Origin of the sequence: Seonamhaeicola sp. S2-3, assembly GCF_001971785.1 — a bacterium.
Lineage (GTDB): Bacteria > Bacteroidota > Bacteroidia > Flavobacteriales > Flavobacteriaceae > Seonamhaeicola.
The window spans coordinates 3,158,348-3,185,096 of the sequence record NZ_CP019389.1 but is presented as its reverse complement, the minus strand read 5'-3'; the positions used below and the strand labels follow the sequence as shown (position 1 = coordinate 3,185,096).

Annotated in this window: 18 protein-coding genes; 12 read left to right on the top strand and 6 right to left on the bottom strand. The window is 31.6% G+C overall.

The window, feature by feature from the left end; genetic code table 11:
• The first annotated feature begins 171 nt into the window (after nucleotides 1-171).
• The 5 genes from BWZ22_RS13915 to BWZ22_RS13895 all read left to right on the top strand — a co-directional run bounded on the left by BWZ22_RS13915 (nucleotide 172) and on the right by BWZ22_RS13895 (nucleotide 7,956).
• Nucleotides 172-3,021, top strand: coding sequence for a sensor histidine kinase (locus BWZ22_RS13915; RefSeq protein ID WP_232225181.1), 2,850 nt, complete (start codon nucleotides 172-174; stop codon nucleotides 3,019-3,021).
• Nucleotides 3,022-3,028: 7 nt separating this feature from the next.
• Nucleotides 3,029-3,781, top strand: a complete 753-nt coding sequence (locus tag BWZ22_RS13910) for a LytTR family DNA-binding domain-containing protein (RefSeq protein ID WP_076700995.1) — start codon at nucleotides 3,029-3,031, stop codon at nucleotides 3,779-3,781.
• A gap of 113 nt (nucleotides 3,782-3,894) precedes the next feature.
• Entirely contained in the window at nucleotides 3,895-5,118 is a 1,224-nt protein-coding gene (locus BWZ22_RS13905) for a hypothetical protein (protein WP_076700992.1), read from the top strand.
• Nucleotides 5,119-5,309: 191 nt separating this feature from the next.
• Nucleotides 5,310-7,331, top strand: coding sequence for a T9SS type A sorting domain-containing protein (locus BWZ22_RS13900; RefSeq protein WP_076700990.1), 2,022 nt, complete (start codon nucleotides 5,310-5,312; stop codon nucleotides 7,329-7,331).
• Between the two features lie 76 nt (nucleotides 7,332-7,407).
• A complete protein-coding gene (locus BWZ22_RS13895; protein ID WP_076700988.1) occupies nucleotides 7,408-7,956 on the top strand; it encodes a hypothetical protein in 549 nt (182 codons plus the stop codon).
• 93 nt (nucleotides 7,957-8,049) lie between these two features.
• On the opposite strand, the gene cmk is transcribed toward BWZ22_RS13895, so the two are convergent.
• From cmk to BWZ22_RS13875, 4 genes are all read right to left on the bottom strand, one after another.
• Nucleotides 8,050-8,745 (bottom strand): (d)CMP kinase, encoded by a 696-nt coding sequence (cmk, locus tag BWZ22_RS13890; RefSeq protein ID WP_076700986.1) that lies wholly within the window; start codon nucleotides 8,743-8,745, stop codon nucleotides 8,050-8,052.
• On the bottom strand, nucleotides 8,746-9,765 hold the full coding sequence (gene porQ, locus BWZ22_RS13885; protein WP_076700983.1) for a type IX secretion system protein PorQ: 1,020 nt from the start codon (nucleotides 9,763-9,765) through the stop codon (nucleotides 8,746-8,748).
• A 151-nt stretch (nucleotides 9,766-9,916) separates the two neighbouring features.
• On the bottom strand, nucleotides 9,917-12,367 hold the full coding sequence (lon, locus tag BWZ22_RS13880) for an endopeptidase La (protein ID WP_076700980.1): 2,451 nt from the start codon (nucleotides 12,365-12,367) through the stop codon (nucleotides 9,917-9,919).
• A gap of 163 nt (nucleotides 12,368-12,530) precedes the next feature.
• Complete coding sequence (locus tag BWZ22_RS13875; RefSeq protein WP_076700978.1) at nucleotides 12,531-13,175, bottom strand: rhomboid family intramembrane serine protease; 645 nt, start codon at nucleotides 13,173-13,175, stop codon at nucleotides 12,531-12,533.
• Nucleotides 13,176-13,237: 62 nt separating this feature from the next.
• Between BWZ22_RS13875 and BWZ22_RS13870 the strand changes: the two genes are divergently transcribed.
• Nucleotides 13,238-14,119, top strand: coding sequence for a lysophospholipid acyltransferase family protein (locus BWZ22_RS13870; RefSeq protein WP_076700975.1), 882 nt, complete (start codon nucleotides 13,238-13,240; stop codon nucleotides 14,117-14,119).
• On the opposite strand, the gene glmM is transcribed toward BWZ22_RS13870, so the two are convergent.
• Nucleotides 14,116-15,504, bottom strand: coding sequence for a phosphoglucosamine mutase (gene glmM / locus BWZ22_RS13865; protein WP_076700973.1), 1,389 nt, complete (start codon nucleotides 15,502-15,504; stop codon nucleotides 14,116-14,118). The genes BWZ22_RS13870 and glmM overlap by 4 nt on opposite strands.
• An 85-nt stretch (nucleotides 15,505-15,589) precedes the next feature.
• On the opposite strand from glmM, the gene BWZ22_RS13860 reads away from it, so the two are divergent.
• A complete protein-coding gene (locus BWZ22_RS13860; protein WP_076700970.1) occupies nucleotides 15,590-16,189 on the top strand; it encodes an ACP phosphodiesterase in 600 nt (199 codons plus the stop codon).
• 146 nt (nucleotides 16,190-16,335) lie between these two features.
• Entirely contained in the window at nucleotides 16,336-17,022 is a 687-nt protein-coding gene (locus tag BWZ22_RS13855; RefSeq protein ID WP_076700967.1) for a hypothetical protein, read from the top strand.
• A 13-nt stretch (nucleotides 17,023-17,035) separates the two neighbouring features.
• On the opposite strand, the gene BWZ22_RS13850 is transcribed toward BWZ22_RS13855, so the two are convergent.
• Nucleotides 17,036-17,560, bottom strand: coding sequence for a hypothetical protein (locus BWZ22_RS13850; RefSeq protein WP_076700965.1), 525 nt, complete (start codon nucleotides 17,558-17,560; stop codon nucleotides 17,036-17,038).
• Nucleotides 17,561-17,663: 103 nt separating this feature from the next.
• Between BWZ22_RS13850 and uvrA the strand changes: the two genes are divergently transcribed.
• The 4 genes from uvrA to BWZ22_RS13830 all read left to right on the top strand — a co-directional run bounded on the left by uvrA (nucleotide 17,664) and on the right by BWZ22_RS13830 (nucleotide 26,726).
• On the top strand, nucleotides 17,664-20,495 hold the full coding sequence (uvrA, locus tag BWZ22_RS13845) for an excinuclease ABC subunit UvrA (protein ID WP_076700962.1): 2,832 nt from the start codon (nucleotides 17,664-17,666) through the stop codon (nucleotides 20,493-20,495).
• Nucleotides 20,496-20,512: 17 nt separating this feature from the next.
• Complete coding sequence (locus BWZ22_RS13840) at nucleotides 20,513-21,202, top strand: TIGR00730 family Rossman fold protein (protein WP_076700960.1); 690 nt, start codon at nucleotides 20,513-20,515, stop codon at nucleotides 21,200-21,202.
• Nucleotides 21,203-21,386: 184 nt separating this feature from the next.
• Nucleotides 21,387-24,164, top strand: a complete 2,778-nt coding sequence (locus BWZ22_RS13835; RefSeq protein ID WP_232225179.1) for a metalloprotease — start codon at nucleotides 21,387-21,389, stop codon at nucleotides 24,162-24,164.
• Between the two features lie 153 nt (nucleotides 24,165-24,317).
• Complete coding sequence (locus BWZ22_RS13830) at nucleotides 24,318-26,726, top strand: thiamine pyrophosphate-dependent enzyme (protein ID WP_076700955.1); 2,409 nt, start codon at nucleotides 24,318-24,320, stop codon at nucleotides 26,724-26,726.
• Nucleotides 26,727-26,749: the final 23 nt, after the last annotated feature.

Sequence of the window (26,749 nt, the reverse complement as noted above, 5' to 3'; positions counted from 1 at the left end):
TGTTTTTTACAGATATTTAAGGTATTAACTTAATTTTAGAAAAAAAACATCTGTTTTCAGAAAATCCTTATTTTAAAACTAAGTAATATGTGATAAGTTTGTTTTGTGACTCAAAAAGGCCTTCAAAAATATTTTATTTTAATAGTATTACTTCTTAATACTTTCTCATTCTTGGGTCAAAACCCAACATATAATTACCTGCAAAATAGTTCTTATTTACCCGATGTTGAGTTTTATGATGTTGTTGAAGACCAACAGCACTACATTTGGTTGGCTGCAGATAAAGGACTTTTTAGATATAATGGTAAAGAATATGAAGACTTTAATCATCCTGAACAAAAATCAAATTCACTTTTTCAATTAAAATTTGATGCCAATGGAAATCTTTGGTGTAACAATATCTATGGACAAATTTTTTATATCGAAGACGATAGCTTAAATTTATTTTATGATGCCAGTAAATTGGTTAAAGGCCAATTAGCTCCTTATGAAATTTTAGAAAATCATATCAGATTATTTACCATAAATGGCATTTACAATATTGACAAATCTACAAAAGAAGTTTCTAAGGTTTTTGAAGGTATGTGCATTAGTAATGCTAGTGATAATCAAATTAACTACACTTTTGTGATTAATTTTGAAGGAGATGTAGAACATCATTGTATCTATAAGTTTGAACAAGAAAAAACAACAAAGATTCTTGAAATCAATAGTTTAAAAAGAATACAATCGCCAAAATTATTTGCATTTAAAGATGTTGTGGTTTTTACATACAAAAGCGATTACGGCAATGTTATTTATCTCATAAATAGAGTTAATGACTTGGCAAAAAAAATACAACTTCCAAAACAGATACAAGAAGAAACTATTTATGGACTTCTGAATTTTAACAATGAATATTGGTTTTTAACTAGTTCGGGAGTATTTGTGTTTGATTTAAATCAAAATCAATTAATATTTAAAGAACAATTATTTGAATCAGAATCTATTACAGATGTTGAGGTAGATTTCAATAAAAACTATTGGTTTACCACATTAGATAATGGTGTGTTTGTGTCTCCAAACTTAAATATTAGACGTTTTACTTTAGATTTTATTGAAGCAAAAGTTACGGCATCTATTGGTTTAAAAAATAATGAGTTTGTATTAGCTACAAACAATGGAAAACTATTGTTTTACGACAATGATATTTTAGTGAAAACACTGCAATTGCCAGGGAAAAAGATAATTGGTAAACTGTATTATGATTCAAAGAATGAACGATTAATTGTTAGTATTAATGCATCAGAATCTTTTATAGTTGATTTAAAAACTGAAAAAATTACTGATGTAAACAACTTGTTTTCGGTTGCCAAAACATTTTCAAAAATAGACGACAACACGCTGTTTTACGGTAATTATCGTCAAGGTATTGTGTATAAAAATCCGTTTAATCATCATAAAACACAAATTCTTAAAGAAAGTCGTGTGAAATCTTCTGTTGTTTTAAACAATCAATTGTTTGTGGCTTATATTGACGGATTTTACAAATACAATACCCAAACATATAATGCAGAAGAAATCACGTTCAACTCTAAAAGTTTACTAGTTAATACACTAACAAAAACCAACGGAACGGTTTGGATTGCAACCCAACACAACGGATTATTAAAATACGAAAATAACACCCTAAAACCTTCAGGAATAAAACTTCCTGAAAACCTTCAAATTAATGCTATTCATGCCGATGGTTTAGTGCTTTGGATTTCAACAGATGAAGGTTTATTTCAGTATCAATTAAAAAGCAAAACGCTTAGATTATTAAGTGCTCAAGATGGTTTAAATACTGCGGTTAATGATTTTTTGGTACTTAAAGATCAAATTATTGTAATCTTACCAAAAGTATTTTACACACTTCCTAAAACAAAAACATTATTTAAAAGTTTTAAAACTGCTAAAGTTAAGGTAGAAACAATTTCTATAAACAATCGAGATACCTTGGTGCAACACCATTATAAATTGCCTTACAGTTTAAATAAAATAGATATAACATTTAACTCTAACGGTTTTCAATCCAATCAACACGTCAACTATCAATACCGTGTAAAACAGATTGATACTAGCTGGCAAAATATTCCATTAAATACACACTTTGTTAATTTTAATAGTTTGCCAAGTGGAACTTATAAGTTTGAGCTAAGAGCAAAAAATGTAAGTGCAAAACAGCCTGTTTTTGCAAGTCCGATTACTTTTAAAATAACAAAACCATTTTGGGAAACGTATTGGTTTTATGGTGTAGTTTTAGCCACATTTTTTGGAGGGATTTGGTTGTATTTTAGATGGCGATTACAACAAAAAGAAGCACAGCGTATTGCCGAAATAGACAAAATATTAATCGATAAAAAAATTGCGAATTTAAGACTAGAAAATTTGCGTTCACAAATGAATCCGCATTTTATTTTTAATGCTTTAAATTCTATTCAAGATTATATTATTTCGAATGAAAAAGAACTGGCAAGCTCGTATTTAGTGAAATTTAGCCGGTTAATTCGCATGTATTTAGATTATAGTCAGCAAAATGAAATCACTTTAGAAGAAGAATTAAACGCTTTAAAACTGTATTTAGAATTAGAAAAAGTGCGTTTTGAAGATGAATTAGAATATAATATTACCATTGATAAACGGTTAAATACGAAACAAATAAAAGTGCCGTCGTTGTTTATTCAACCCTATGTTGAAAATGCTTTAAAACACGGTTTATTGCACAAGTTAAACGACAGGCAATTAAAGGTTGAAGTTAAAACCATTCAGCAACATAAATTACAAATCACAGTTGAAGATAATGGTATAGGTAGAAAACAATCTGAAAAATTAAAACGCTCCAATAGAGAATATAAACCTTTTGCTACTAAGGCTAACGAAGAGCGTGTTCATTTATTAAAAAACAAATTAAAACGCGATATAGCCATTGAAATTGAAGATTTATATGATGAAAATCAAATAGCTTTAGGTACCAAAGTGGTTATAACAATGCCCATATAATACAACAATGAAAGCCATAATTATAGACGACGAAAAGCACGCAAGACATTTACTATCTAATATCATAACCGAGCATTGCCCTAATATTTCTGGTATAAAGGAGGCTCATGATTTGGCGTCTGGTGTAGATTTGATAAAAGTATCTAAACCAGATATCGTATTTTTAGATATTGAGATGCCAAATCAATCTGGATTAGACATTTTAGAATACTTCCCAAACCAAATCGATTTTAAAATCATATTTGTCACCGCGTATAACCAATATGCTATTGAAGCCTTTAAGTTATCTGCAGTAGATTATCTATTAAAACCAGTTGATATCAACGAATTAAAAGAAGCGATTACAAAAGCTAAAGATGCTATTAAAGCCAACAACTTAAACGACCAACTAAACAAATTGCGAGATTCGTTAAAGCGACTTTCAATAGATAAAATTGCCTTAGAAATTCCTAAAGGCATCATGTTTGCCTCTCATAATGATATCTTATTTTTTGAAGCCGATGGGATGTACACCAACGTACAGCTGGTAAACGGAAAGCAGAAAACTATTTGCAAACCTCTAAAGCATTTTGTAGAGCAGTTAGAAAATAAAGCTTTGTTCTTTAAGTGTCATCGGTCTTACTTAATCAACCTAAAATACGTAGACGAATTAGTAAAAGAAGATGGCGATTATCTATTGATGACGAATAAAAAACGAATACCTATTTCAAAATCTAAACGCGATCAGTTTTTAGAAGTCATTAAGGAAACCTTTTTGTGATATTAGCTTAAAATTTCGTTTTCATTCAGAAAAAAAATCCACAGCTTTAGAAAAATCACTATTAAGAATGGTGGTTTAGTTACTTCTTTTGAAGTCTATTAAACACAATTCTTATGAAAAAAATAATTCTATTATTAGTTTTAGCATTATGCTACAATACATCCCATGCACAATTGGGCAAAATGCTAAAGAAGAAAGCCAAAGCTGCCGTAGAGAAGAAGCTGAAAAACAAAGAGGAGGCAAGCTCATCTTCAAAATCCGATAATGCTACAGGAATGGTTGGTAATACTTCAACTTCCAATCAAAATTCATCTACAACCGAATATACCGATGAAGAATTTAAAGCAGAATTAGCCAAAAAATACCCTAACGACCAAGCGAAGCAAGATTTATACTATCAAAAATATCTTGAGAAAAAACAACAGGAAGCCGACGCTAATAAACCTAAAACAGCCTCTAATATAAGTGATGACTTTTTATACATGTCTTATCCTTTTGCAATGACTAAAGGGATGAGTGCTGTTGGTGTAGACCGTGTAAAATTAAGACGTCAGATGACTGATATGGGCGATAATATCGATGTGTTACCAGCCCAAGATCCTGATTATGCCTGGTTACGTTTTTTAACAACTCCAGAGTTAGAAGCCATGTCGCCGGAAGGTTATATAGGTTACGAGCTTGTTTCAGGGATGTTTACCACCAAAGTAGGTGCAGACCGTTCACAAACGCTCGAGCTTGGTACAGGTATGCCAATATTGGTAAGAGGAATGCTTATTGCAGACGATGTGTTTGTTATTTACGCGGCATCGCATCAAGGTGGTCATGCGTTTAATGTACCATCGTATATGCATCAAAAAGATATTACCATTTTAAATGTAATTGGTAAAGGTGAGCAGCAATTTCATTTAGATTGGTTAGAAAAAGCAAAACCTATTGTGCAAGAATTTGAAGCGACCTTAAAAGCTAATTATGATGCCGCAGCAAAATCTACTATGGCGGCTATAAAAATGCCAAAAGCAGGCGCAATGAATAGTAACACATCATTAGTACGCTTTGCTAAACAAAATGTGTCTAAAACGATAGAAAAAGATGGCGCGCAACTTTTGAAGTTAAATATAGAATCTAACGATTGGAGTGTGGTTAAAAACAAATACACAGGTCACATTTTGTACCGTTGGATTAAAGGGGCATTTACCGAAAAAAATAAAAATAACGACTGCTACTTACAAGGCTTTTTAATTAAGCAGTACTATGATGGTTCTGGCTATGGTAGTTCTCAATTTGGTGGAATTATACACGGTCAAATGCCTTACGGTCAAAAAATGAACTGCGAGTAAAAGGAGTTATCATTTTTATGGGGCATTAAAGTCTGTTTATCAAAACAGGCTTTTTTTATGAGCTATAATGTAGGTATAAACTTTCGGTTTCATTTAGAAAGAAATTTCAGTTATTCAGAAAAAAGCAAATTGAAAACCTAATGTGTTGTTATTCTTTTGCTTCTAATTAATCATATTAAATCTCAACTACAATGAAAAAAACATTACTTCTATTTACAACCTGTTTATGTTTTGGTTTGTTTTCGGCTTTTGCTCAAAACGTATACATTCAAGATGATAATTTTAAAGCATATCTTGTTGGAAATACAGCTATTAACACAAATGGTGATACTGAAATTTCCGTGGCAGAAGCGCAAGCTTTTACAGGTGAATTATTAATTAATGGTTTGTCCATTTCAACTTTAAAAGGTATTGAAAAATTTGTCAATATTACACGTTTAGATTGCTATAACAATAATTTAACGTCTTTAGATGTAAGTAAAAACCTTGCATTAACGCGTTTACACTGTTCTGATAATCAAATAGAAACATTAGATATTAGTGCAAATACGCAAATTACAGATATTCAATGTCATAATAATGGCGTTTTAAGTGAGTTAAACATTGCCAATGGTAATAACAGCAATTTCACCTACATGAAAGCCTATGGTAATCCAAGTTTAACATGTATTCGAGTTGATGAAGGCTTTTCACCACCAGCAAACAGTGGTCAGTATAATGTAGGTTGGACTATAGATAATCAAACAAGTTATAGTGAAAATTGTATACCAGCAGTGTATTATGTAGATGCCAATGCAACAGGTGCCAACGATGGTAGCTCATGGACAGATGCTTTTACAAACGTAACAGACGCTTTAGCACTTACCAGTTTAAATGATGCTGTTTGGGTAGCAAAAGGCACGTATACATTGGCAGATAAAAACACGCCAATAAGCGTTAATACAAACGAAGTAGATATTATTGGAGGTTTTGCAGGAACCGAAACAACCATAGCAGATAGAGACTTTACAGCTATTCATACTACAAATGCAACCATTTTTACAGGTGATATTAATGGTGATGATATTGATGGTGATTTCTCTTCGAATAAAACCGATAATGCAGAGCGTTTATTTGAAGTAACAGCTAGTGATGTGACTTTTGATGGGATTATTTTTGAAAATATTTATGACACATCACAATCTGGTGGTGTTAATGAAAACGGCGTAATCTTTATTCCTAATAGTTCAAGTATTAATAACCTAAAAATTAAAAATTCGGTATTTAAAAATAACTATTCTAACGGTTATTTACTTAAAATGAGAACATTAAACGGAGGGTTGCTTGTTGAAAACACCAAGTTTATAAATAACACCATTGTTAATATGGGATTGGTTTACGTACAATCTGACAGCACAAACGGTTATATTTTTACACGATGGGCAAATGTTTTGGTGGCAGATAATGATATTAATCTTTCAGCATTAAACATTTATAGAGAAGGCTGGAATAATGGTAATACTTTAGATGTAGTAATAAATAACAGTACATTTGTTAATAATGATTATAATGGTACTTATGGTAATTCTATTACGGCATCAGGAGATGGAAATGTCAACCTAAATGTTAATAATTCTATCTTTTGGCAGAATACTGTTAATGGTTCAGCAGCTACTAGAGATATTTCTAAGGGTATTACGGCTAATTATAATGTGTTTATTAAAAATACTATTGCAGCAGTACCTTCAAACGCTGGAACTTACGGAACGTTTTCTACTACTAACTTAACAACTTTAGATCCAGCAACAGATAACTTAAATTTAGATGCTGATTACAAACCAACATCAGCTTCAACTTATATCATAGACGAAGGAGATAATTCACTTTATGATGTAGCTTTATTCGGTGATTTAGATTTATCAGGTAACAATAGAACCTTTAATACTACTATTGATTTAGGGGCTTACGAGTATAATTCTACCTTAGGAATTGATGATGTGTCTTTAAATACAAATTCAGTAAAACTATACCCTAATCCTGTAAGTGATAGATTATTTATTAAATCTACAGAACAAATTGAAAGCGTTACTATTTACAACATTAATGGTCAGCTTATAAAACAAGCTATTGAAGCTACAAACGGTGTTGATATATCTCAGTTACCAAACGGTTTATATATGGTACAAATACAAACCAATGCCAATACTATAACTCAAAAATTCCTTAAAAAATAAGTTTATAATTTAATATTTATATCAAAAGGCTCATCGTAAAAAGTGGGCCTTTTCTAACTTTTAAAATTTCTTATATATGAAAAATATACAACGTCTTGCATTAGCAATTTTAGTTATTTTAAGTGTGTCTTGTTCATCCGATGATGATAATTCAGGTTCTAACAACGAAAACAATATTACAGTAGGGGAATCAGTTTATGAAATGAAAACGGTAACTGTAGAGCCTTCAATAGGTAATACTGTATATTTAAGTTTAACCAATAGCACTGAGGCAGAAATAGTAGCCGCTTCTGATGGTACTACATTGAGTAATGTAGATTTGTTTACAGCACGAATTAATGCACCTAATCTTACGCCTAATGGAACTTATAATCTATCAGAAATTTCAAGTTTAGAGTTTGTAGTTAATGGTAATTTTATTAATGCTGAATTTGAAAACGGTTTTAGTCAATTTTACAAAAGCGGAAGTAATGCTGATTTAGAAGTTACTTCTGGTAGTATTACTGTTACAGATTACGATGTGGATGCTATTAGTTTATCGTTTAGCTTTACACGAGCAGATGGTGAAGAAATTACAGGAACTTATGAAGGTGCTTATTTATATCTGAGTTCAGATGATGAATAGGTTTTTCTTAAAAGCTATAATGTTAAGGCTCATCCATCAGTGATGAGCCTTTTTTTATGAATGAAAAAAGCACCACTATTATGGTGCGACTAATTAATTTAATTTAATCATTTTTGCTACTAACCCCAATACCTTATCATATTGTTCTTGTAGTGATAAATTAGAATTATCAATTTCTATAGCATCGTCTGCTTTTACCAAAGGAGAATCTTCGCGAGTAGAATCTAAATGATCGCGTTCTTGAACGTTTTTTAAAACATTTTCATACACAACATCATCACCTCTATTTATTAACTCTTTAAAGCGTCTTTCGGCTCTGGTTTCGGCTGAGGCTGTCATAAATATTTTAAGTTCTGCATTAGGAAAAACCACAGTACCAATATCTCTACCATCCATAACCACACCTTTGTTATTTCCTATTTGTTGCTGTATGGCTACTAGTTTTTTTCGTACTTCAGGTACTGCTGCTACTTTACTAACAAACCCTGAAACTTCTAAAGTTCTAATGGCTTTTTCCACATTTTCATCATTCAAATAAACTTCAGCAAATCCCAAACTTTCATTAAATTTAAAACTAATATTAATCTTATTTAATTGATTAATAAGCGCTTCAACATTAAAATCATCTTCATTAATTAAACCCTGTTTCATAGCATACAAGGTTACAGCTCTGTACATGGCACCAGAGTCTACATAAACATAACCTAATTTGTTTGCTATTTGTTTTGCAATAGTACTTTTTCCTGTAGAAGAAAACCCATCTATGGCAATTGTAATTTTATTATTCATTTACTGTAAATCTATTTGTAATCCGAAAAAGTTTGAGTTAGCAGCACTGGTATATTTGGCATGCGTATAACTAAATCGCATTTTATTCATTTTAATTGAAATACCCGCTGAAAGACCTGAGAAATTTCTTTGGTCTACAATTCTTAACTCCTCGCCTCTTCTAAAATTATAACCTAATCTAATATTAAATCCGCCTTCTGGAAATATTTCGGCACCTAAAATGGTATGCCTAATTACTTGACCTAAAAAACCTATTTTTTCACTAGTTTGGTTACCGCTTAAATCGCTAGTGGTTCTTGCTGGGTTTGGACTAGCAATAGGCCATTCTTGAAGGTTTTCAAAAGTAACATGCCAACGAATTGGAACATTTTCTAAACGTTGAGACATTCCGAAACTAACCTCAAAAGGTAAACTTTCATGAAGCCCTGCATAAGTTGTTATTTGAGTTCCCAAATTTCTTATAACCAAAGCTGCATTAAAATCTAAATAATCATTAATATACAACAATCCTACATCAACGGCAGCTCCAAATGAGGTGTATTGCTCTAATTTAGAGCTTATAAATTTTAAATTTCCACCTAAATAAAAATCAGAATACCCTATTTGGCGTGCATACCCAAAAGATAATGCGGTTTCGCCACCAGAAAAAGTTCCTGTAGAGTTACCATCTTCATCATAACCATCAAAAGAACCGTAGTTAATATAGGTTATGCCTGCGTGAAACGTTTGAGTTCTTCTATCTATTGTATATGCATATGAAGCTGTACCGTAACTAATCCCCCCTAAATAACTTGTATAGTTTAAAGCTAATTGGTTATCCATTTCAACATTAATGGTTGCTGGATTAAACATACCTTGAGTTACATCGTAATCAACGTTAGTAAGCACTTTGCCACCTAAAGCTGCTTGTCTGGGAGAAGAAATTAAGTTGAGAAACTGGTAGGTGTGCTCCCCTCCTAATTGCGCAAAGATTGAAGCACTAAAACACAGACAAAATAAAGAAATGATTTTTCTTAGCATATTTAGGTACAAAGAAAGTAAATCTATCTTAAAACGATAGTAAGTATCTTTTATTTTACATTATAAAAAAACCTGACTAAAATATAGTTAATCTGTTAGCCTAAAAATAAACTCAGACAGACAAACATTAATTTTTTAGTCAGGTCTCTTTTTATAACTTTTTAGCGTTTTTTACTTTCTGATTAGTTAATGCTATTTTAATAACATCACTCATGTCTGTAACGTAATGAAATGTTAGGCCTTTTAAATACTCTGGTTTTATTTCATCAATATCTCGTTTGTTTTCTTCACAAAGTAATATTTCTTTAATTTTGGCACGTTTAGCCGCTAGAATCTTTTCTTTTATACCGCCTACAGGAAGCACTTTTCCTCTTAGCGTAATTTCACCTGTCATGGCTAAACTTTTCTTTACTTTTCTTTGAGTGAATAAAGATACCAATGATGTTAACATGGTTACACCAGCGCTAGGTCCGTCTTTTGGAGTAGCTCCTTCTGGCACATGAATATGTACGTTGTATTTTCCAAATATTTCTGGATCTATACCAAACGCATCTGCATTAGATTTAATATACTCCATAGCAATGGTAGCAGACTCTTTCATTACAGTACCTAGGTTTCCTGTAATGGTTAGGGCTCCTTTTCCTTTTGATAAAATAGATTCTATAAACAGAATATCGCCACCAACACGAGTCCATGCTAAACCTGTAACTACCCCAGCTACGTTGTTGTTTTCATATTTATCGCGCTCTAATTTAGGACTTCCTAATACTTCAATAATATCTTCATTAGATACTTTAATGTTGTATTCTTCTTCCATAGCAATATTTTTGGCAGCATAACGTACCATTTTTGCTATTTGTTTTTCTAAACCACGAACACCAGACTCACGCGTGTAGCCTTCTACAATTTTTTCTAACTGAGGCTTTGCTATTTTTAAATCTTTAGTTGTTAAACCATGTTCTTTTAATTGCTTTGGAAGTAAATGACGTTTGGCAATTTCAACTTTTTCTTCAATAGTATAACCTGTTACGTTTATTATTTCCATGCGGTCTAACAATGCTGGTTGAATGGTAGACAAGCTGTTTGAAGTGGCTATAAACATAACTTTAGAGAGGTCATACCCCATTTCTAAAAAGTTATCATAAAACTCACTGTTTTGCTCTGGATCTAATACTTCTAACATAGCTGAAGAAGGATCTCCTTGATGTGAATTAGATAGTTTATCTATTTCATCTAAAACAAAAACGGGGTTTGAGGTACCTGCCTTTTTTAAACTCTGAATAATACGCCCAGGCATAGCACCTATATAGGTTTTTCTATGTCCTCTAATTTCAGCTTCATCACGTAAACCACCTAATGAAATTCTAACGTATTCTCTACCCAAAGCCTCTGCTACAGATTTACCTAACGATGTTTTACCAACTCCTGGTGGACCGTATAAACATAGTATAGGCGATTTCATATCATTACGAATTTTCAGTACTGCCAAATACTCTATAATTCTTCGTTTAACATCATCTAAACCGTAATGATCTCTATCTAGTATTTTTTTAGCACGTTTTAAATCGAATTTATCTTCGCTAAACTCATTCCAAGGTAAATCTAAAAATAACTCTAAATAATTACGCTGTATAGAGTATTCTGCTACTTGCGGATTCATACGCTGTAGCTTTGCTATTTCTTTATTGAAATGCTTAGCAACTTTTTCATCCCAAAGCTTTTCTTTTGCTTTGGCTTTCATTTCTTCAATTTCTTCATCATGACTTACCCCACCTAATTCTTCTTGAATGGTTTTCATTTGCTGATGCAAGAAATACTCGCGCTGTTGCTGGCTCATATCCATTTGAACCTTAGACTGAATATCATTTTTAAGTTCTAATTTTTGATACTCAAGATTCATATATTTAAGAGTAGTTAAAGCACGCTCTTTAAGGTCATCCATTTCTAAAAGTGATTGTTTTTCTGCAACACTTAAATTCATGTTAGACGACACAAAATTTATTAAGAATGAACTACTCTCTATATTTTTAATTGCAAAAGATGCTTCACTAGGAATGTTTGGATTTCCCTTAATAATCTCTAGAGCTAAATCTTTAATAGATTCTATTATAGCTTTAAACTCATCATTATCGAGAGTTGGTTTAACCTCGGGCAAATCTCTTATAGTAGCAGTCATGTATGGTTCTTCTGTAAGAACTTCGGCTACTTTAAAGCGTTTTTTACCTTGAATAATAACGGTTACATTGCCGTCTGGCATTTTTAAAACCCTCAAAATTCTAGCTACAGTACCTGTTTCATTAATTTCTTTGGCTGTAGGGTTTTCAATGGCTTCATCTTTTTGAGCTACTACACCAATGACTTTACTACCTTTATTAGCATCATTTATTAATTTAACAGATTTATTGCGTCCTGCTGTAATTGGAATTACTACACCAGGAAATAACACAGTGTTTCTTAATGAAAGAATTGGTAATGTTTCGGGTAGTGCTTCGTTATTCATTTCTTCCTCATCTTCGGGAGTCATTAAAGGAATTAACTCTGCGTTTTCGTCAAATTCCTGTAATGACAAACTGTCAAACGTTATAAAATTAGATTTCTTCATATATATAATTAAGTCAATCTGTCATTTAAAACAAATCAACTGTTCTACTTTATAGTATTAATAAATTTTAATTATTTGATTATCAATAAGTTAACAAAACCTAAAAGATAAATCACTTAAATAAAGTCAATAGGTGTGCCACAACTATGTTTATAGAGAAAAATTATATTTTTCCAGCCTTTCTTAAAATAAACAAGAGTATAATAGGTACTGCTAGAAGCCCTACCATAAGTAGGTTTCTTTCAAATATCCAAGTGGCTAAAAACAAGGTAATAACATAACCACCTATGGCACCACCAAAATGCGCATCGTGACCTATATTACCTATGCGTTTTTTCATTCCGTAAATAGAATATAATAAATACCCAATACCAAAAACATAAGCTGGCATAGGTACAAAAAACACAAGTAAATTCATCTCTGGCCTTAACAAAATGGCAGAATACAAAATTCCTGTAACGGCTCCACTAGCCCCTACTGCACTGTAGTGGTATTCATTTTTATGAAAATAAAGTGATAGTAAATTACCTAATAGCAAACTCCCTATATAAACTGCTACAAAACCTGCATTACCCAAATAATCTATCACAATATTTGCAAAGAAAAACAAGGTAATCATGTTAAATAATAAATGTTGCATATCTATATGCAGAAACCCTGAACTGAAAAGTCTTATTTTTTCACCTCTTTGAACTCCGCCTACATGAAACTTATACTTATCTAAAAAGCCATAGTCATTAAAGCCTTTTAATGAGACTAATACATTTGCTGCTATAATTACAATGGTTATTGCATCTAAATCACCCATAAGGTATTAACGTTTAAAATCAAATTAATATATATTTGCTGTTACAAATCTAAAATTAATTCATGCAATTACTAACTTATATTATTGTTTATCCGTTTTTATGGTGTATTTCTAAACTTCCGTTTAAATTGCTTTACTTAATTTCAGATGGTGTTTACTTACTTCTCTATTATATTATAGGGTATAGAAAAAAAGTAGTTACTAGTAATTTACAGCTTGTTTTTCCTAATAAATCTGAAAAAGAAATTATTTCTTTAAGAAAAAAATTCTACAAACATTTATGCGATATGTTTTTAGAAATGATTAAAACCGTGTCTATTTCTGAAAAAGAACTTAAAAAACGGTTTTTAATTACAAACCCTGAAGAATTTAAACGACTAGAAACTTTAAACAAAAGTATTATTTTAATATTTGGGCATTATGCCAGTTGGGAATGGGCTATAGTAGTACAGTGCTATATTAATTTTAAAGGATTAGGAGTTTATAAAAAATTACGAAATAAACATTTTGATAAGCTAGTTAGAAATATACGATCTAAATTTAATACTGAATTAATAAGTACTAAGGAAACCATTAACACCATAACTAATTATGAAACTTCTGGAATAAAAACTATTACAGGTTTTTTAAGTGACCAGTCACCTAAAATAAAAAAAGAAGTTTATTGGGGCAAATTTATGGGCATTGAAGTACCATGTTTTACAGGAGCCGAACGGTTAGCTAAAAAATTAGATTTTTCTACAGCGTATTTAAAAATAAACAAAGTTAAGCGTGGTTATTACCAAGCTGAAATAATAACTTTAGCAGAAAACTCTAATATTTATAAAGATTACGAGTTAACAGATATGTTTCTTAAAGAACTAGAGAAACAAATTTACGAAACCCCAGAGTACTACTTCTGGACCCATAAACGATGGAAACACCGCAACAAGAAACCTAATTAATTAGCTATTTCTTTAATTTCTGCAATAAATTTGTCTGCCAAATTGTTAGCTTCTTCTTGTGATTTTGCCTCGGTATAAATTCTTATAATGGGTTCTGTATTACTTTTACGTAAATGCACCCAATTTTCTGGAAAATCTATTTTTACACCATCAATAGTTGTTAACTGCTCGTTTTTGTAACGATTTTCTATTTCTTTTAAAATACCATCAACATCTAAATCTGGTGTTAATTGTATTTTCTTTTTACTCATAAAATAGTTAGGGTATGTCTTTCTAAGCTCACTAACAGACATATTTTTATCGGCTAGTAAACTTAAAAATAATGCTACACCAACAAGTGCATCACGGCCGTAGTGTGCTTCTGGGTAAATAATACCTCCATTACCTTCACCACCAATTACTACTTTATTTTTCTTCATAAGTTTAACCACGTTAACCTCGCCTACAGCACTAGCTTCATAAGTACCTCCATATTTCTCTGTAACGTCTCTTAAAGCTCTAGTAGAACTCATATTACTTACAGTGTTTCCTGGAGTTCTACTCAAAACATAGTCGGCACAGGCTACTAGGGTGTATTCTTCACCAAACATTTCACCATTTTCATCCATAAAAGCAAGTCTGTCTACATCTGGATCTACTACAATACCAAAATCTGCTTTGTGTTTTTTAACAGCTTCAGACAAATCTGTTAAGTGTTCTTTTAAAGGCTCTGGATTGTGTGGAAAATGTCCGTTAGGTTCGCAATGAATTTTAATAACATCAACTCCTAATCGCTCTAAAAGTAATGGAATAGCAATACCTCCAGTAGAATTTACACCATCTACCACTACTCTAAATTTAGCGTTTTCAATAGGCTTTACTGTTACTAAAGGTAAATCTAAAACTTCAATAATATGTAAATCTATATACGCATCATTTTTAGTTATTTTTCCTAAGCTATCTACATCTGCAAAATCAATATCACTACTTTCTGCTATTTCTAAAATTTTAGCGCCTTCAACAGCATCTAAAAACTCTCCTTTTTCATTTAATAATTTTAAAGCATTCCACTGTTTAGGGTTATGACTAGCTGTTAAAATAATTCCACCATCGGCATGTTCCATAGGTACTGCAACTTCAACTGTTGGTGTAGTTGAAAGCCCAATATTTATAACATTAATACCTTGACCAATTAACGTATTCATAACCAAATTCTGAATCATTTTACCAGAAATGCGTGCATCTCTACCTACAACTACTCGGTAGTTTTCTTTATTTGGTCTATTTTGTTTTAACCAAACACCATAAGCAGCTGCAAATTTTACGGCATCAATTGGGGTTAAATTATCTCCTACTTGACCACCGATGGTTCCTCTAATTCCTGAAATTGATTTTATAAGTGTCATATAATTTTATTCTTTATACAAACGTACATATTTTTTTTTAGCTTACATTTCAACATAACTTAAAATCAATTTGTAAATTTCACAAATGAACTACTTAGCACACATATATCTTTCTGGAGATAATAAATTAGTAACTATTGGCAATTTTATTGCAGATGGAATTAAGGGAAGTAATTACAAAAAATATCAGAAAGATATACAGGTAGGAATCCTACTCCATAGACATATTGATACTTTTACAGATGCCCATAAAACAGTTAGAATTAGCACCAAACGTTTACATGAAAAATATGGGCATTACTCTGGTGTTATTGTAGATATTCTTTATGACCATTTTCTAGCCAAAAACTGGAGTTCTTATTCTAAAATACCATTACATATTTATGTTGATGATTTTTATGATTCGTTAGAAGACAATTTTGAAATTTTGCCTCTAAGAATTAAAAAAATGATGCCTTACATGATTACTGATAACTGGTTACTAAGTTACGCTTCAATCAAAGGCATTTCTAGAGTTTTAGATGGTATGAATAGGCGTACAAAAAACAGATCTAGCATGAATGAAGCTGTACACGAACTAGAAGCGTTTTATAATGAATTTGAAAACGAATTCACTTCTTTTTTTGATGAACTCATTAATTTTTCAAGTATAAAACTAAAAGAACTAAATGCAATAGTAGTTTGACCAAATACAAGTTTAATAGATTACCTAAAACTTAGTATGCAGATTATCGAGAAGTAATTCACACTATCGGTTTTTAGTAATTTTCTTTCAGTAACTAAATTCTATTTAATAATTTTAACAATCAAAACACTCTAAAAAACAACATTTTGAAGCCAAAAAAAATATTAAAAATAATTCTTGGTACTGTTATTTTTTTAACCCTACCAAGCCTATTATTTTTTGGCTTTCTCTATTTTAAATATAACGAAGGTTTACCACAAGGAACAGAAGGAAAACAAGCAGATGCAGTAGCTACCAAAATGCTAATTGCCCTAAATTATGAGGCTTTTGTAAGTACCGAAGTTTTTGAATGGACGTATAAAAAAAGACATCATTATAAATGGGAAAAATCTAAAAACACTTGTGATGTTTACTGGAAACAGTATAAAGTTAATCTAGATTTAAAAGACAAAAATAACCATCAAGCATTTGTACACAGCTTTCAGGTTGATGGCGATTTAGCCGAAGAACTCATAGAAAAAGCCATAAAATATTATGAAAATGACTCTTTTTGGGTGTTTGCACCTTTCAGAATTTTTAATCAAAATGTAAAACGAGCACTTGTAGGTAATGATTTACTAGTAACCTATTCTAATGGCAATTCTTACTTATGGCAATTAGATGATAATGGCAAACCACATAGTTTTAAAATGTGGACATCAGAATTACCAATTAAGGGGTTAGAAGCCTCTTGGACAGATTGGACACATACAGAAACAGGCGTTTACCTGCCTACATTTCATAAAATTTTGTTTTTTGGAATGGAAATATCAGATATTAAAGTTACAGATTAACCTATTTAATATCTTATTTACTTCTTTGCCCAACAAAATTATGAGATTTAGACTTAAACAATACATTAAAACTGGTTAAACTGCCATAAATTCTAGTAATATATTGCTGTAAATCAATCTTTCCCTGTTCATCTAAATCACTAGCATTAATACGCTGTTCCATAACACGCAACCTATCTCTTACCATAATAATTTTATGAAAAAACTTATCAATAGGTAACTCATAAGGTTTTAAACTTTCATCCGCTGGTTGTAAAATTAACTTTCCGCCTTTATATTTATCTGCAATGGGTACAATTTCGCTAACATCACTCCATTTCTTCAAAATATTTACCAAACTAGTTTCTACATCATAAAAACTCACTGCATCAACATCATCATAAGCAGCCTCTATAACATCAAATTTACTGTCTAAATATATAGTTTCTAAACCTTTATCTATAAAAGTAACCCAATAATGTTGTGAGGTTACGTTGGTAATTACGCCTTTACCGTATTCATTATGATTAATTCTAGAACCTATTCCTAATAATTTCATTATTTACATTTTTATTAATTCTACCTACAATTATAATAAATCCGAAAGAAATCTTCACAGAAAATTAACAACTAAAATTGTAACTTTGCTCTTTTGCCAATTTATGAGCCAATTTGACGAATTTATTGAAGTAAAGGGTGCCAGAGTGCATAACCTTAAAAACATTGATGTATCTATACCTAGAGAAAAACTTGTTGTTATTACAGGACTTTCTGGTAGTGGAAAATCGTCATTAGCTTTTGATACTATTTATGCCGAAGGACAACGTAGGTATATTGAAACTTTTTCTGCCTATGCACGTCAGTTTCTAGGCGGATTAGAAAGACCTGATGTTGATAAAATTGACGGCTTGTCGCCCGTAATTGCCATTGAGCAAAAAACCACCAGCAAATCGCCACGTTCTACCGTAGGCACCATTACTGAAATTTACGATTTTTTGCGTTTATTATTTGCTCGTGCTAGTGATGCTTATAGCTATAATACTGGAGACAAAATGATTAGTTACAGTGATGAGCAAATAAAAGAACTCATTATAAAAGATTTTAACGGTAAGCGTATTAATATTTTGGCACCCGTTGTACGCTCTAGAAAAGGGCATTACCGTGAGTTATTTGAGCAAATTGCTAAACAAGGCTTTGTTAAGGTACGTACCGATGGCGAAATTCGGGATATTGTAAAAGGTATGAAACTAGACCGTTACAAAACCCACGATATTGAAATTGTTATTGATAGGCTAGTTATAAATAACTCTGCTGATAACGATAAAAGACTCACAGAAACTATTAATACTGCCATGTATCATGGTGAAGATGTTTTATTAGTAATAGACCAAGACACTGGTAATGCACGTTATTTTAGCAGAAATTTAATGTGTCCTTCCTCTGGCATTTCATACCCAAACCCAGAACCCAATAATTTCTCATTTAATTCACCCAAAGGTGCCTGTACAAACTGTAACGGTATTGGAGAACTTTACAAAGTAAACGTTAATAAAATTATTCCAGATGATTCCCTTTCTATTGCAAACGGAGCTTTAGCTCCACATGGCCCCAAAAAAAATAGTTGGATTTTTAAGCAGTTTGAAACCATTGCACAACGTTTCAATTTTAAATTAACAGACCCCTACAAAAGCATTCCTAAAGAAGCTAAAGACATGATTCTTTTTGGCGGCAATGAAAAATTTTCTATTGAAAGTAAAACTCTTGGGGTAACTAGAAATTATAATATTGATTTTGAAGGTGTTGCTAACTTTATTGAAAACCAATACAAAACAGCCGAATCTACTGCATTAAAACGATGGGCCAAAAGTTATATGGACAAAATTAAATGTCCTGAATGTAACGGCAGCAGACTTAAAAAAGAATCGCTTTACTTCAAAATAAACAACAAAAACATTGCAGAACTTGCTAATACAGATATTACTGAATTAGCAGATTGGTTTAATAATTTAAACGAACATTTATCTGATAAACAGTTTAAAATAGCTGAAGAAATTTTAAAAGAAATTAAATCAAGACTTCAGTTTTTATTAGATGTAGGCTTAGGATATCTGTCTTTAAACCGAAGTTCTAAATCCTTATCAGGAGGTGAAGCACAACGTATTAGGTTAGCCACACAAATTGGTTCTCAACTAGTGGGAGTACTTTATATTTTAGATGAACCAAGCATAGGTTTGCATCAACGTGATAATGAAAAACTTATAAATTCTTTAGTTGCGCTTCGTGATATTGGTAATTCTGTTATTGTTGTAGAGCATGACAAAGACATGATAGAACGTGCCGATTATGTGATTGACATTGGTCCCAAAGCCGGAAAATACGGAGGAGAAATAATAAGCACCGGCAATGTAAAAGAATTAAAAACACATAATACACTAACTGCAGATTACCTTAATGGGAATAAAGAAATTGAAATTCCTAAAAAAAGAAGAAAAGGCAACGGAAAATTTTTAGAACTTAGTGGTTGCACTGGTAACAACCTTAAAAATGTATCGGTTAAATTTCCTTTAGGTAAAATGATTGGGGTTACTGGTGTTTCGGGTAGCGGAAAATCTACCTTAATTAATGAAACCCTCTACCCTATTTTAAATGCTCATTATTTTAATGGGGTAAAAAAACCCATGCCTTATAAAAGTATTAAAGGTTTAGAGCATATTGATAAAGTAATCGATATAAACCAGTCTCCAATAGGAAGAACTCCAAGAAGCAACCCGGTAACATACACAGGTACTTTTAGTGAAATAAGAGCTTTATTTGCCAAAATTCCAGAAGCCATGATTCGTGGCTACAAACCCGGACGTTTTAGCTTTAATGTTAAAGGCGGACGTTGTGAAACTTGTCAAGGCGGTGGTTTACGCGTTATAGAGATGAACTTTCTACCCGATGTTTATGTAGAATGCGAAACCTGTCAAGGTAAACGTTTTAATAGAGAAACACTAGAAATTCGGTATAAAGGCAAATCTATTAGTGATGTTTTAAACATGACAATTAATGAAGCTGTAGATTTCTTTGAACATATTCCTAAAATTTACAAAAAACTTAAAACCATACAAGATGTAGGTTTGGGTTACATTACTTTAGGTCAACAAAGTACCACTCTTTCTGGTGGCGAAGCACAACGCATTAAACTAGCTACAGAATTAAGCAAAAGAGATACAGGTAACACCTTCTATATATTAGATGAACCCACTACAGGACTGCATTTTGAAGATATTAGGGTGCTTATGCAAGTACTCAATAAACTAGCCGATAAAGGCAACACAGTATTAATTATAGAACACAATTTAGATGTTATTAAAACCGTTGATCATATTATTGATATTGGTTATGAAGGTGGCAGAGGTGGTGGCCAAATAATAGTTGAAGGTACACCTGAAGAGGTTATTAAACATAAAAAAAGTCACACAGCTAAATTTTTAAGAAAAGAAATACTTTAAATAAAAAATTTAAATAAATGAGAAAAGAACTGCATCACAAAGGATGGAATGAAATTAAAACTAACGACTCTTGGGCAATTTTTAAAATTATGGGAGAGTTTGTTAGTGGTTTTGAGAAAATGAGTAAAATAGGACCTTGTGTATCAATTTTTGGATCAGCAAGAACTAAACCCGAAGATAAATATTATAAACTTACCGAACAGATTGCTCAAAATATTGTGCAAGCTGGTTATGGTGTAATAACAGGTGGTGGTCCTGGAATTATGGAAGCAGGTAACAAAGGGGCTCACCTTGGTGGAGGAACTTCGGTAGGACTTAATATTGAATTACCCTTTGAACAACATGACAACCCGTACATAGACCATGATAAAAATTTAGATTTCGACTACTTTTTTGTTCGTAAGGTTATGTTTGTAAAGTATGCACAGGGTTTTGTTGTTATGCCTGGTGGATTTGGTACTTTAGATGAATTTTTTGAAGCTCTTACATTAATACAAACACATAAAATTGGAAAATTTCCAATAATTCTTGTTGGAACAGACTTTTGGAAAGGCCTAATAGATTGGATTAAACAAACACTTTTAAACGGTTTTGGTAATATTAGTCCAAAAGACTTGGACTTAATTCATTTAGTTGATACCCCTGAGGAAGTTACTGAGATTCTTGATGGATTCTATGAAGAATCACAATTAACTCCTAATTTTTAGTTAGGTTTTTAACAGTTTCATCTGTTATATAATTATCTAAAGCATTGTAATACTTTATAATATCATATTTTATATATTGCACTGCCTTAAAAAAAAGAATTGTAACCTTAATTAATGTTTTGACTATAATTTGAATTTTCGCTTTCTAAATTTTATACTATATTGTTTTATTAGCATATATAGCTTGGGTCAAAATAAAATTGACCTAAAAGCTGTATTTGATGTTGAAAGCAAGAAAATTACAATTTCTCAAACTATACAATACCAAAACACATCAAAAGATACCCTATCTGTAGTTTATCTTAACAATTGGGCCAATAGCTACGCTACTAAAACCACCTCTTTAGCTAAGCGAATTGCAGAAGAATATATAAATGATTTTCATTTAGCTAAAAATGAAGACAGAGGGTATTCTATAGTTACATCTATCAAACAAAACAATGAAAATTTGTTTTATTGTGAGCTAGAAAAATCACCAGATGTCGTTAAAGTAAATTTAAACAAGCCACTACTTCCTGGAGAATTTTATAATTTAAAACTAGAGAATATAGTACAAATACCAAATTCTAAATTCACACAGTATGGTATTACCGAAACTGGAGATATTAATTTAAGATACTGGTATATAACACCTGCAGTTTATAATGGCGAATGGCAATATTACAGTAACAAAGATTTAGATGATTTATATATTCCTAAAGCCGATGTTTCACTTAGTATTCAATACCCAAAAGGATACTTTATTTTCTCTGAATTAAATACAAAAAAACAATATCAAGATACTTTAAATCAATATATTGAACTAACAGGAAAGAACAGATTAAATACCAAATTGTTTTTAAGAAAAAACAAAGACTTTACAACTATTAAAAATAAAAACTTATCACTAGTATCTAGTATTGCAGACGAAGATTTACAAGTTATAGATAAGGTTTTAATTACTGAAAAAGTGCTGGATTTTCTAGAAACCAATCTGGGAAAATATCCACATGAAAAATTATTACTTTCCCAAATTGATTATGATAAAGATCCCATTTATGGCTTAAATTTTTTACCAAAATTCCTTAAACCATATCCCAACCATTTTCAATATGAACTCAAGCTTTTAAAAGTTGCCATTCATAATTATTTAGAAAACACCATACTGCTTAATCCCAGAAAAGAACAATGGCTTTTAGATGGTATTTTGGTATATTATTTAATGAAATATGTTGACGTACACTACCCCAACATGAAGTTTTTAGGATCTTTTGCAGATATTTGGGGAGTGCGTTCATTTCATGCAGCAGACATGAAGTTTAATGACAAGTATATTCTTGTTTTTATGCTTATGGCAAGAACCAATAGAGACCAAAAGCTAACTATGGCAAAAGATTCTCTTTTAAAGTTCAATGCACATATAGCAAACAAATACAAGGCAGGCATTGGGTTTAGGTATCTTGATGATTTTGTAAATCATGATGTGGTAGAAAACAGCTTATCGTCTTTCATTAAGCAGCAAAAATTAAACGAAACTTCTGCTAAAGACTTTGAAACCTTTATAAAATCTAAAACAAATAAAAATATAGATTGGTTTTTTAATGATTATCTAGCTACCAGAAAAAAAATAGATTTTAAAATTAAAAAAGTAAGAAAAACTGAAGATTCTGTAACCCTAACAATTAAAAACAAACGAGACAACAGCATGCCAGTGTCTTTATACACACTAAAAGACGATAGTATAATTTCTAAGACCTGGATTGAGAATATATCTAATAGCAAAACACTAACTATTCCCAGAAATGATGCAAATAAACTTGTTTTAAACTACAATAAAGTTATACCAGAAATTAATATTAGAGATAACTGGAAATCTCTAAAAGGCTTCTTTTTTAACAATAAACCACTTCAATTTAGGCTGTTTCAAGATATTGAAGACCCTAATTATAATCAAGTATTCTTTATGCCTATTGCAGAGTTTAATAATATTTATGATGGCTTTACTTTAGGAGCAAGAGTGTATAATAAAACAGTACTTCGTAAGCTTTTTAATTATAAATTTGAGCCTCAATATGCTTTAAAATCTAGAACTTTAACAGGTTCTGCATCAATATCTAAAATTCATTATTTTGAAAATTCAGACCTTTATTATTTAAGTTATGGTATTGGTGCTGGTTATTCATCATACGCTCCAGATTTATTTGTAAGGCAAATAACACCTTCATTAACTTTTCAGTTTAGAGAAGACAATGATTTTAGATCAAAAAAAAGGCAATCATTTATTTTTAGATACGTAGACATCAACAGAGATAAAGATATAAATAACATCTTAACTTCAAATGAGCCTAACTACGGTGTTTTTAATGCCCGCTATATTAACTCTAATGATAACTTAATAAACTTTAATAAATGGTACATAGATTTACAGTTAGCCGATAAGTTTAGCAAAGTAGCTTTTAATTATGAGTACAGAAAACTTTTTGAAAGCAACAGACAACTTAATTTAAGGTTATTTACAGGAGTATTTCTAAAAAATAATACCGATTTAAACGCTAACTATTTTAGTTTTGCACTGGATAGACCAACAGACTACTTGTTTGATTACGCGTATTTGGGACGCTCTGAATCTTCAGGTATTTTTAGTCAACAATACATAACTGCAGAAGGAGGCTTTAAATCTAAATTAAACACACCATTTGCTAATCAATGGATGTCTACCCTTAACACCAGTACCACCCTTTGGAAATACATATTAGCTTATGGAGATGTAGGATTGGTTAAAAACAAATATAATAGCACAAAGTTTTTGTATGATTCTGGCATTAGATTAAACCTAGTTACAGATTACTTCGAAATATATTTTCCAGTATATTCAAATTTAGGCTGGGAAATTGGGCAACCTAACTACGATCAAAAGATAAGATTTAAATTTACAGCAGATCCACAAGCACTACTGGGGCTTTTTAGAAGACGCTGGTTTTAAGGATTCTCATCAAAATCAATATTTTAATATAAATTTATTAGTATTTTTAGCTTTTTTGAGTTTTTTTTAAATAATTCATAAAAACATAAAGCATACTATAATTGCAAAAAAGATAAACATTAAGTACTTTTGTAAAAGCTAAACCGCCTTAGTATGCAAAGTATCCCTGACTTAAAAAACATATCGTTTGAAGACTTTAAAACAGAAGTTATTAATGATTATAAAATAGCTGTAAGAAGTAGAGAATGTAGTTTATTAGGAAGGCGCGAAGTACTTACAGGAAAAGCTAAATTTGGAATTTTTGGAGACGGTAAAGAAGTACCTCAATTAGCCATGGCAAAAGCCTTTAAAAAAGGCGACTGGAGATCTGGCTATTACAGAGATCAAACCTTTATGATGGCTATAGGCGCTCTTAATATTGAGCAATTTTTTGCAGGCTTATATGCTAATACAGATATTAAGCAAGAACCTATGTCTGCTGGCAGGCAAATGGGAGGGCATTTTGTAACGCATAGTTTAGACGAAAATGGCAACTGGAAAGATCTTACAAAACAATATAATTCTAGTGCCGATATTTCCTGTACCGCAGGTCAAATGCCTCGTTTACTTGGTCTTGCCCAAGCATCTAAAATATATAGACATGTTGAAGGTGTAAAAACCAACAACTTTTCGGTTAACGGAAATGAAGTTGCCTGGGGAACCATTGGTAACGCTAGTACAAGCGAAGGCTTATTTTTTGAAACCATTAATGCCGCTGGTGTTCTTCAAGTTCCTATGGTAATTAGCATTTGGGATGATGAATACGGAATTTCTGTTCACGCTAAACACCAAACTACTAAAGAAAATATTTCTGAAATATTAAAAGGTTTTCAACGCGATGATGAAAATAAAGGTTATGAAATTTTACGCGTAAAAGGTTGGGATTATGCAAACTTGGTTGAAACCTATCAAGAAGCCGGTGCTATTGCAAGAGAAGAGCATGTTCCTGTTTTAATTCATGTTACAGAACTTACACAACCTCAAGGACATTCAACATCTGGCTCTCACGAACGTTATAAAAACGCTGAGCGTTTAGAATGGGAAAGACAACATGATTGTAACCTTAAAATGCGTAATTGGATTATTGAAAGTGGCATTGCTACAAATGAAGATTTAACAGAAATTGAACGCACCATAAAAAGAGAGGTTAGAGAAGCTAAAAAGAATGCGTGGAATAGATTTTTAAATCCTATAGTTAAAGAGAAAAATGAATTAATTGCTCTTCTAACCCAAATAGCTCAAAAGTCAACCAATGGTGTTTTTATAAAAAAAATAAAAGATAGCCTTACTACTGTTGATGAACCCACCAGAAAAGATATTCTATCGCATGCCAGAAAAGCCTTAAGACTGTTATTAGGTGAATCTTCAAAAGAAAAACAAAATCTAAGAAATTGGATTAATACAATAATTGAAAATACCGAACCTAAATTTAGCTCGCATTTATATTCAGAAACGGCACATTCTAATACACGAATTAAAGAAGTTAAACCAACTTATGATGATAATGCACAAACTGTAGATGGCAGAATAATACTAAGAGATAATTTTGATGTTATTTTTAATAACAACCCTAACACATTAGTATTTGGCGAAGATACCGGAAACATTGGAGATGTAAACCAAGGACTTGAGGGTTTACAAGATAAATATGGTGAACTTAGAGTTGCAGACACTGGTATTAGAGAAGCCACCATTGTAGGGCAAGGTATTGGCATGGCTTTACGCGGATTACGTCCAATTGCAGAAATACAATACTTAGACTATATTCTTTACGCAATACAAACTATTAGCGATGATATTGCAACTACACACTACCGCACAAAAGGAAAACAAAAAGTACCTTTAATTATTAGAACCAGAGGACACAGACTTGAAGGTATTTGGCATTCTGGATCTCCAATGGGCGGACTTCTTAGTTTAGCTAGAGGTGTTAACATATTGGTACCAAGAAACATGACCAAAGCCGCTGGTTTCTATAATACGCTTTTACAAGGAGATGACCCTGCTATAGTTATAGAATGCCTTAACGGTTACAGATTAAAAGAAAAAATGCCCAATAACTTAGGCGAACTAAAAACACCAATTGGTGTTGTTGAAACTGTTAAGGAAGGAACAGACATCACTTTAGTATCTTATGGTTCTACATTAAGATTAGTTGAAAAAACAGCTAAGGATTTATTATCGGTAGGCATTGATGCCGAAGTTATTGATGTGCAATCACTGCTACCTTTCGATTTAAATCATGACATCGTTAAAAGCATTGCTAAAACAAATAGAGTGATGATTATTGATGAAGACGTACCAGGAGGTGCTTCTGCATATATTTTAGATGAATTATTGAGCAATCAAAAAGCTTTTCAATATTTAGATTCTGAACCTAAAACACTTACTGCAAAACCTCATAGACCCGCTTATGGTAATGATGGTGACTATTTTTCTAAACCCTCTGCCGAAGATATTTTTGAAGCTGTTTATGACGTTATGCATGAACTCAATCCCTCAAATTATCCTAAACTTAGGTAAGCATTAAGTAAACCCTATACATT

Coding starts and splice junctions, on each gene's coding strand:
- BWZ22_RS13910 (WP_076700995.1), top strand. CDS start 3,029: ATGAAAGCCATAATTATAGACGACGAAAAGCACGCAAGACATTTACTA.
- BWZ22_RS13905 (WP_076700992.1), top strand. CDS start 3,895: ATGAAAAAAATAATTCTATTATTAGTTTTAGCATTATGCTACAATACA.
- BWZ22_RS13900 (WP_076700990.1), top strand. CDS start 5,310: ATGAAAAAAACATTACTTCTATTTACAACCTGTTTATGTTTTGGTTTG.
- BWZ22_RS13895 (WP_076700988.1), top strand. CDS start 7,408: ATGAAAAATATACAACGTCTTGCATTAGCAATTTTAGTTATTTTAAGT.
- cmk (WP_076700986.1), bottom strand. CDS start 8,745: ATGAATAATAAAATTACAATTGCCATAGATGGGTTTTCTTCTACAGGA.
- porQ (WP_076700983.1), bottom strand. CDS start 9,765: ATGCTAAGAAAAATCATTTCTTTATTTTGTCTGTGTTTTAGTGCTTCA.
- lon (WP_076700980.1), bottom strand. CDS start 12,367: ATGAAGAAATCTAATTTTATAACGTTTGACAGTTTGTCATTACAGGAA.
- BWZ22_RS13875 (WP_076700978.1), bottom strand. CDS start 13,175: ATGGGTGATTTAGATGCAATAACCATTGTAATTATAGCAGCAAATGTA.
- BWZ22_RS13870 (WP_076700975.1), top strand. CDS start 13,238: ATGCAATTACTAACTTATATTATTGTTTATCCGTTTTTATGGTGTATT.
- glmM (WP_076700973.1), bottom strand. CDS start 15,504: ATGACACTTATAAAATCAATTTCAGGAATTAGAGGAACCATCGGTGGT.
- BWZ22_RS13860 (WP_076700970.1), top strand. CDS start 15,590: ATGAACTACTTAGCACACATATATCTTTCTGGAGATAATAAATTAGTA.
- BWZ22_RS13850 (WP_076700965.1), bottom strand. CDS start 17,560: ATGAAATTATTAGGAATAGGTTCTAGAATTAATCATAATGAATACGGT.
- uvrA (WP_076700962.1), top strand. CDS start 17,664: ATGAGCCAATTTGACGAATTTATTGAAGTAAAGGGTGCCAGAGTGCAT.
- BWZ22_RS13840 (WP_076700960.1), top strand. CDS start 20,513: ATGAGAAAAGAACTGCATCACAAAGGATGGAATGAAATTAAAACTAAC.
- BWZ22_RS13830 (WP_076700955.1), top strand. CDS start 24,318: ATGCAAAGTATCCCTGACTTAAAAAACATATCGTTTGAAGACTTTAAA.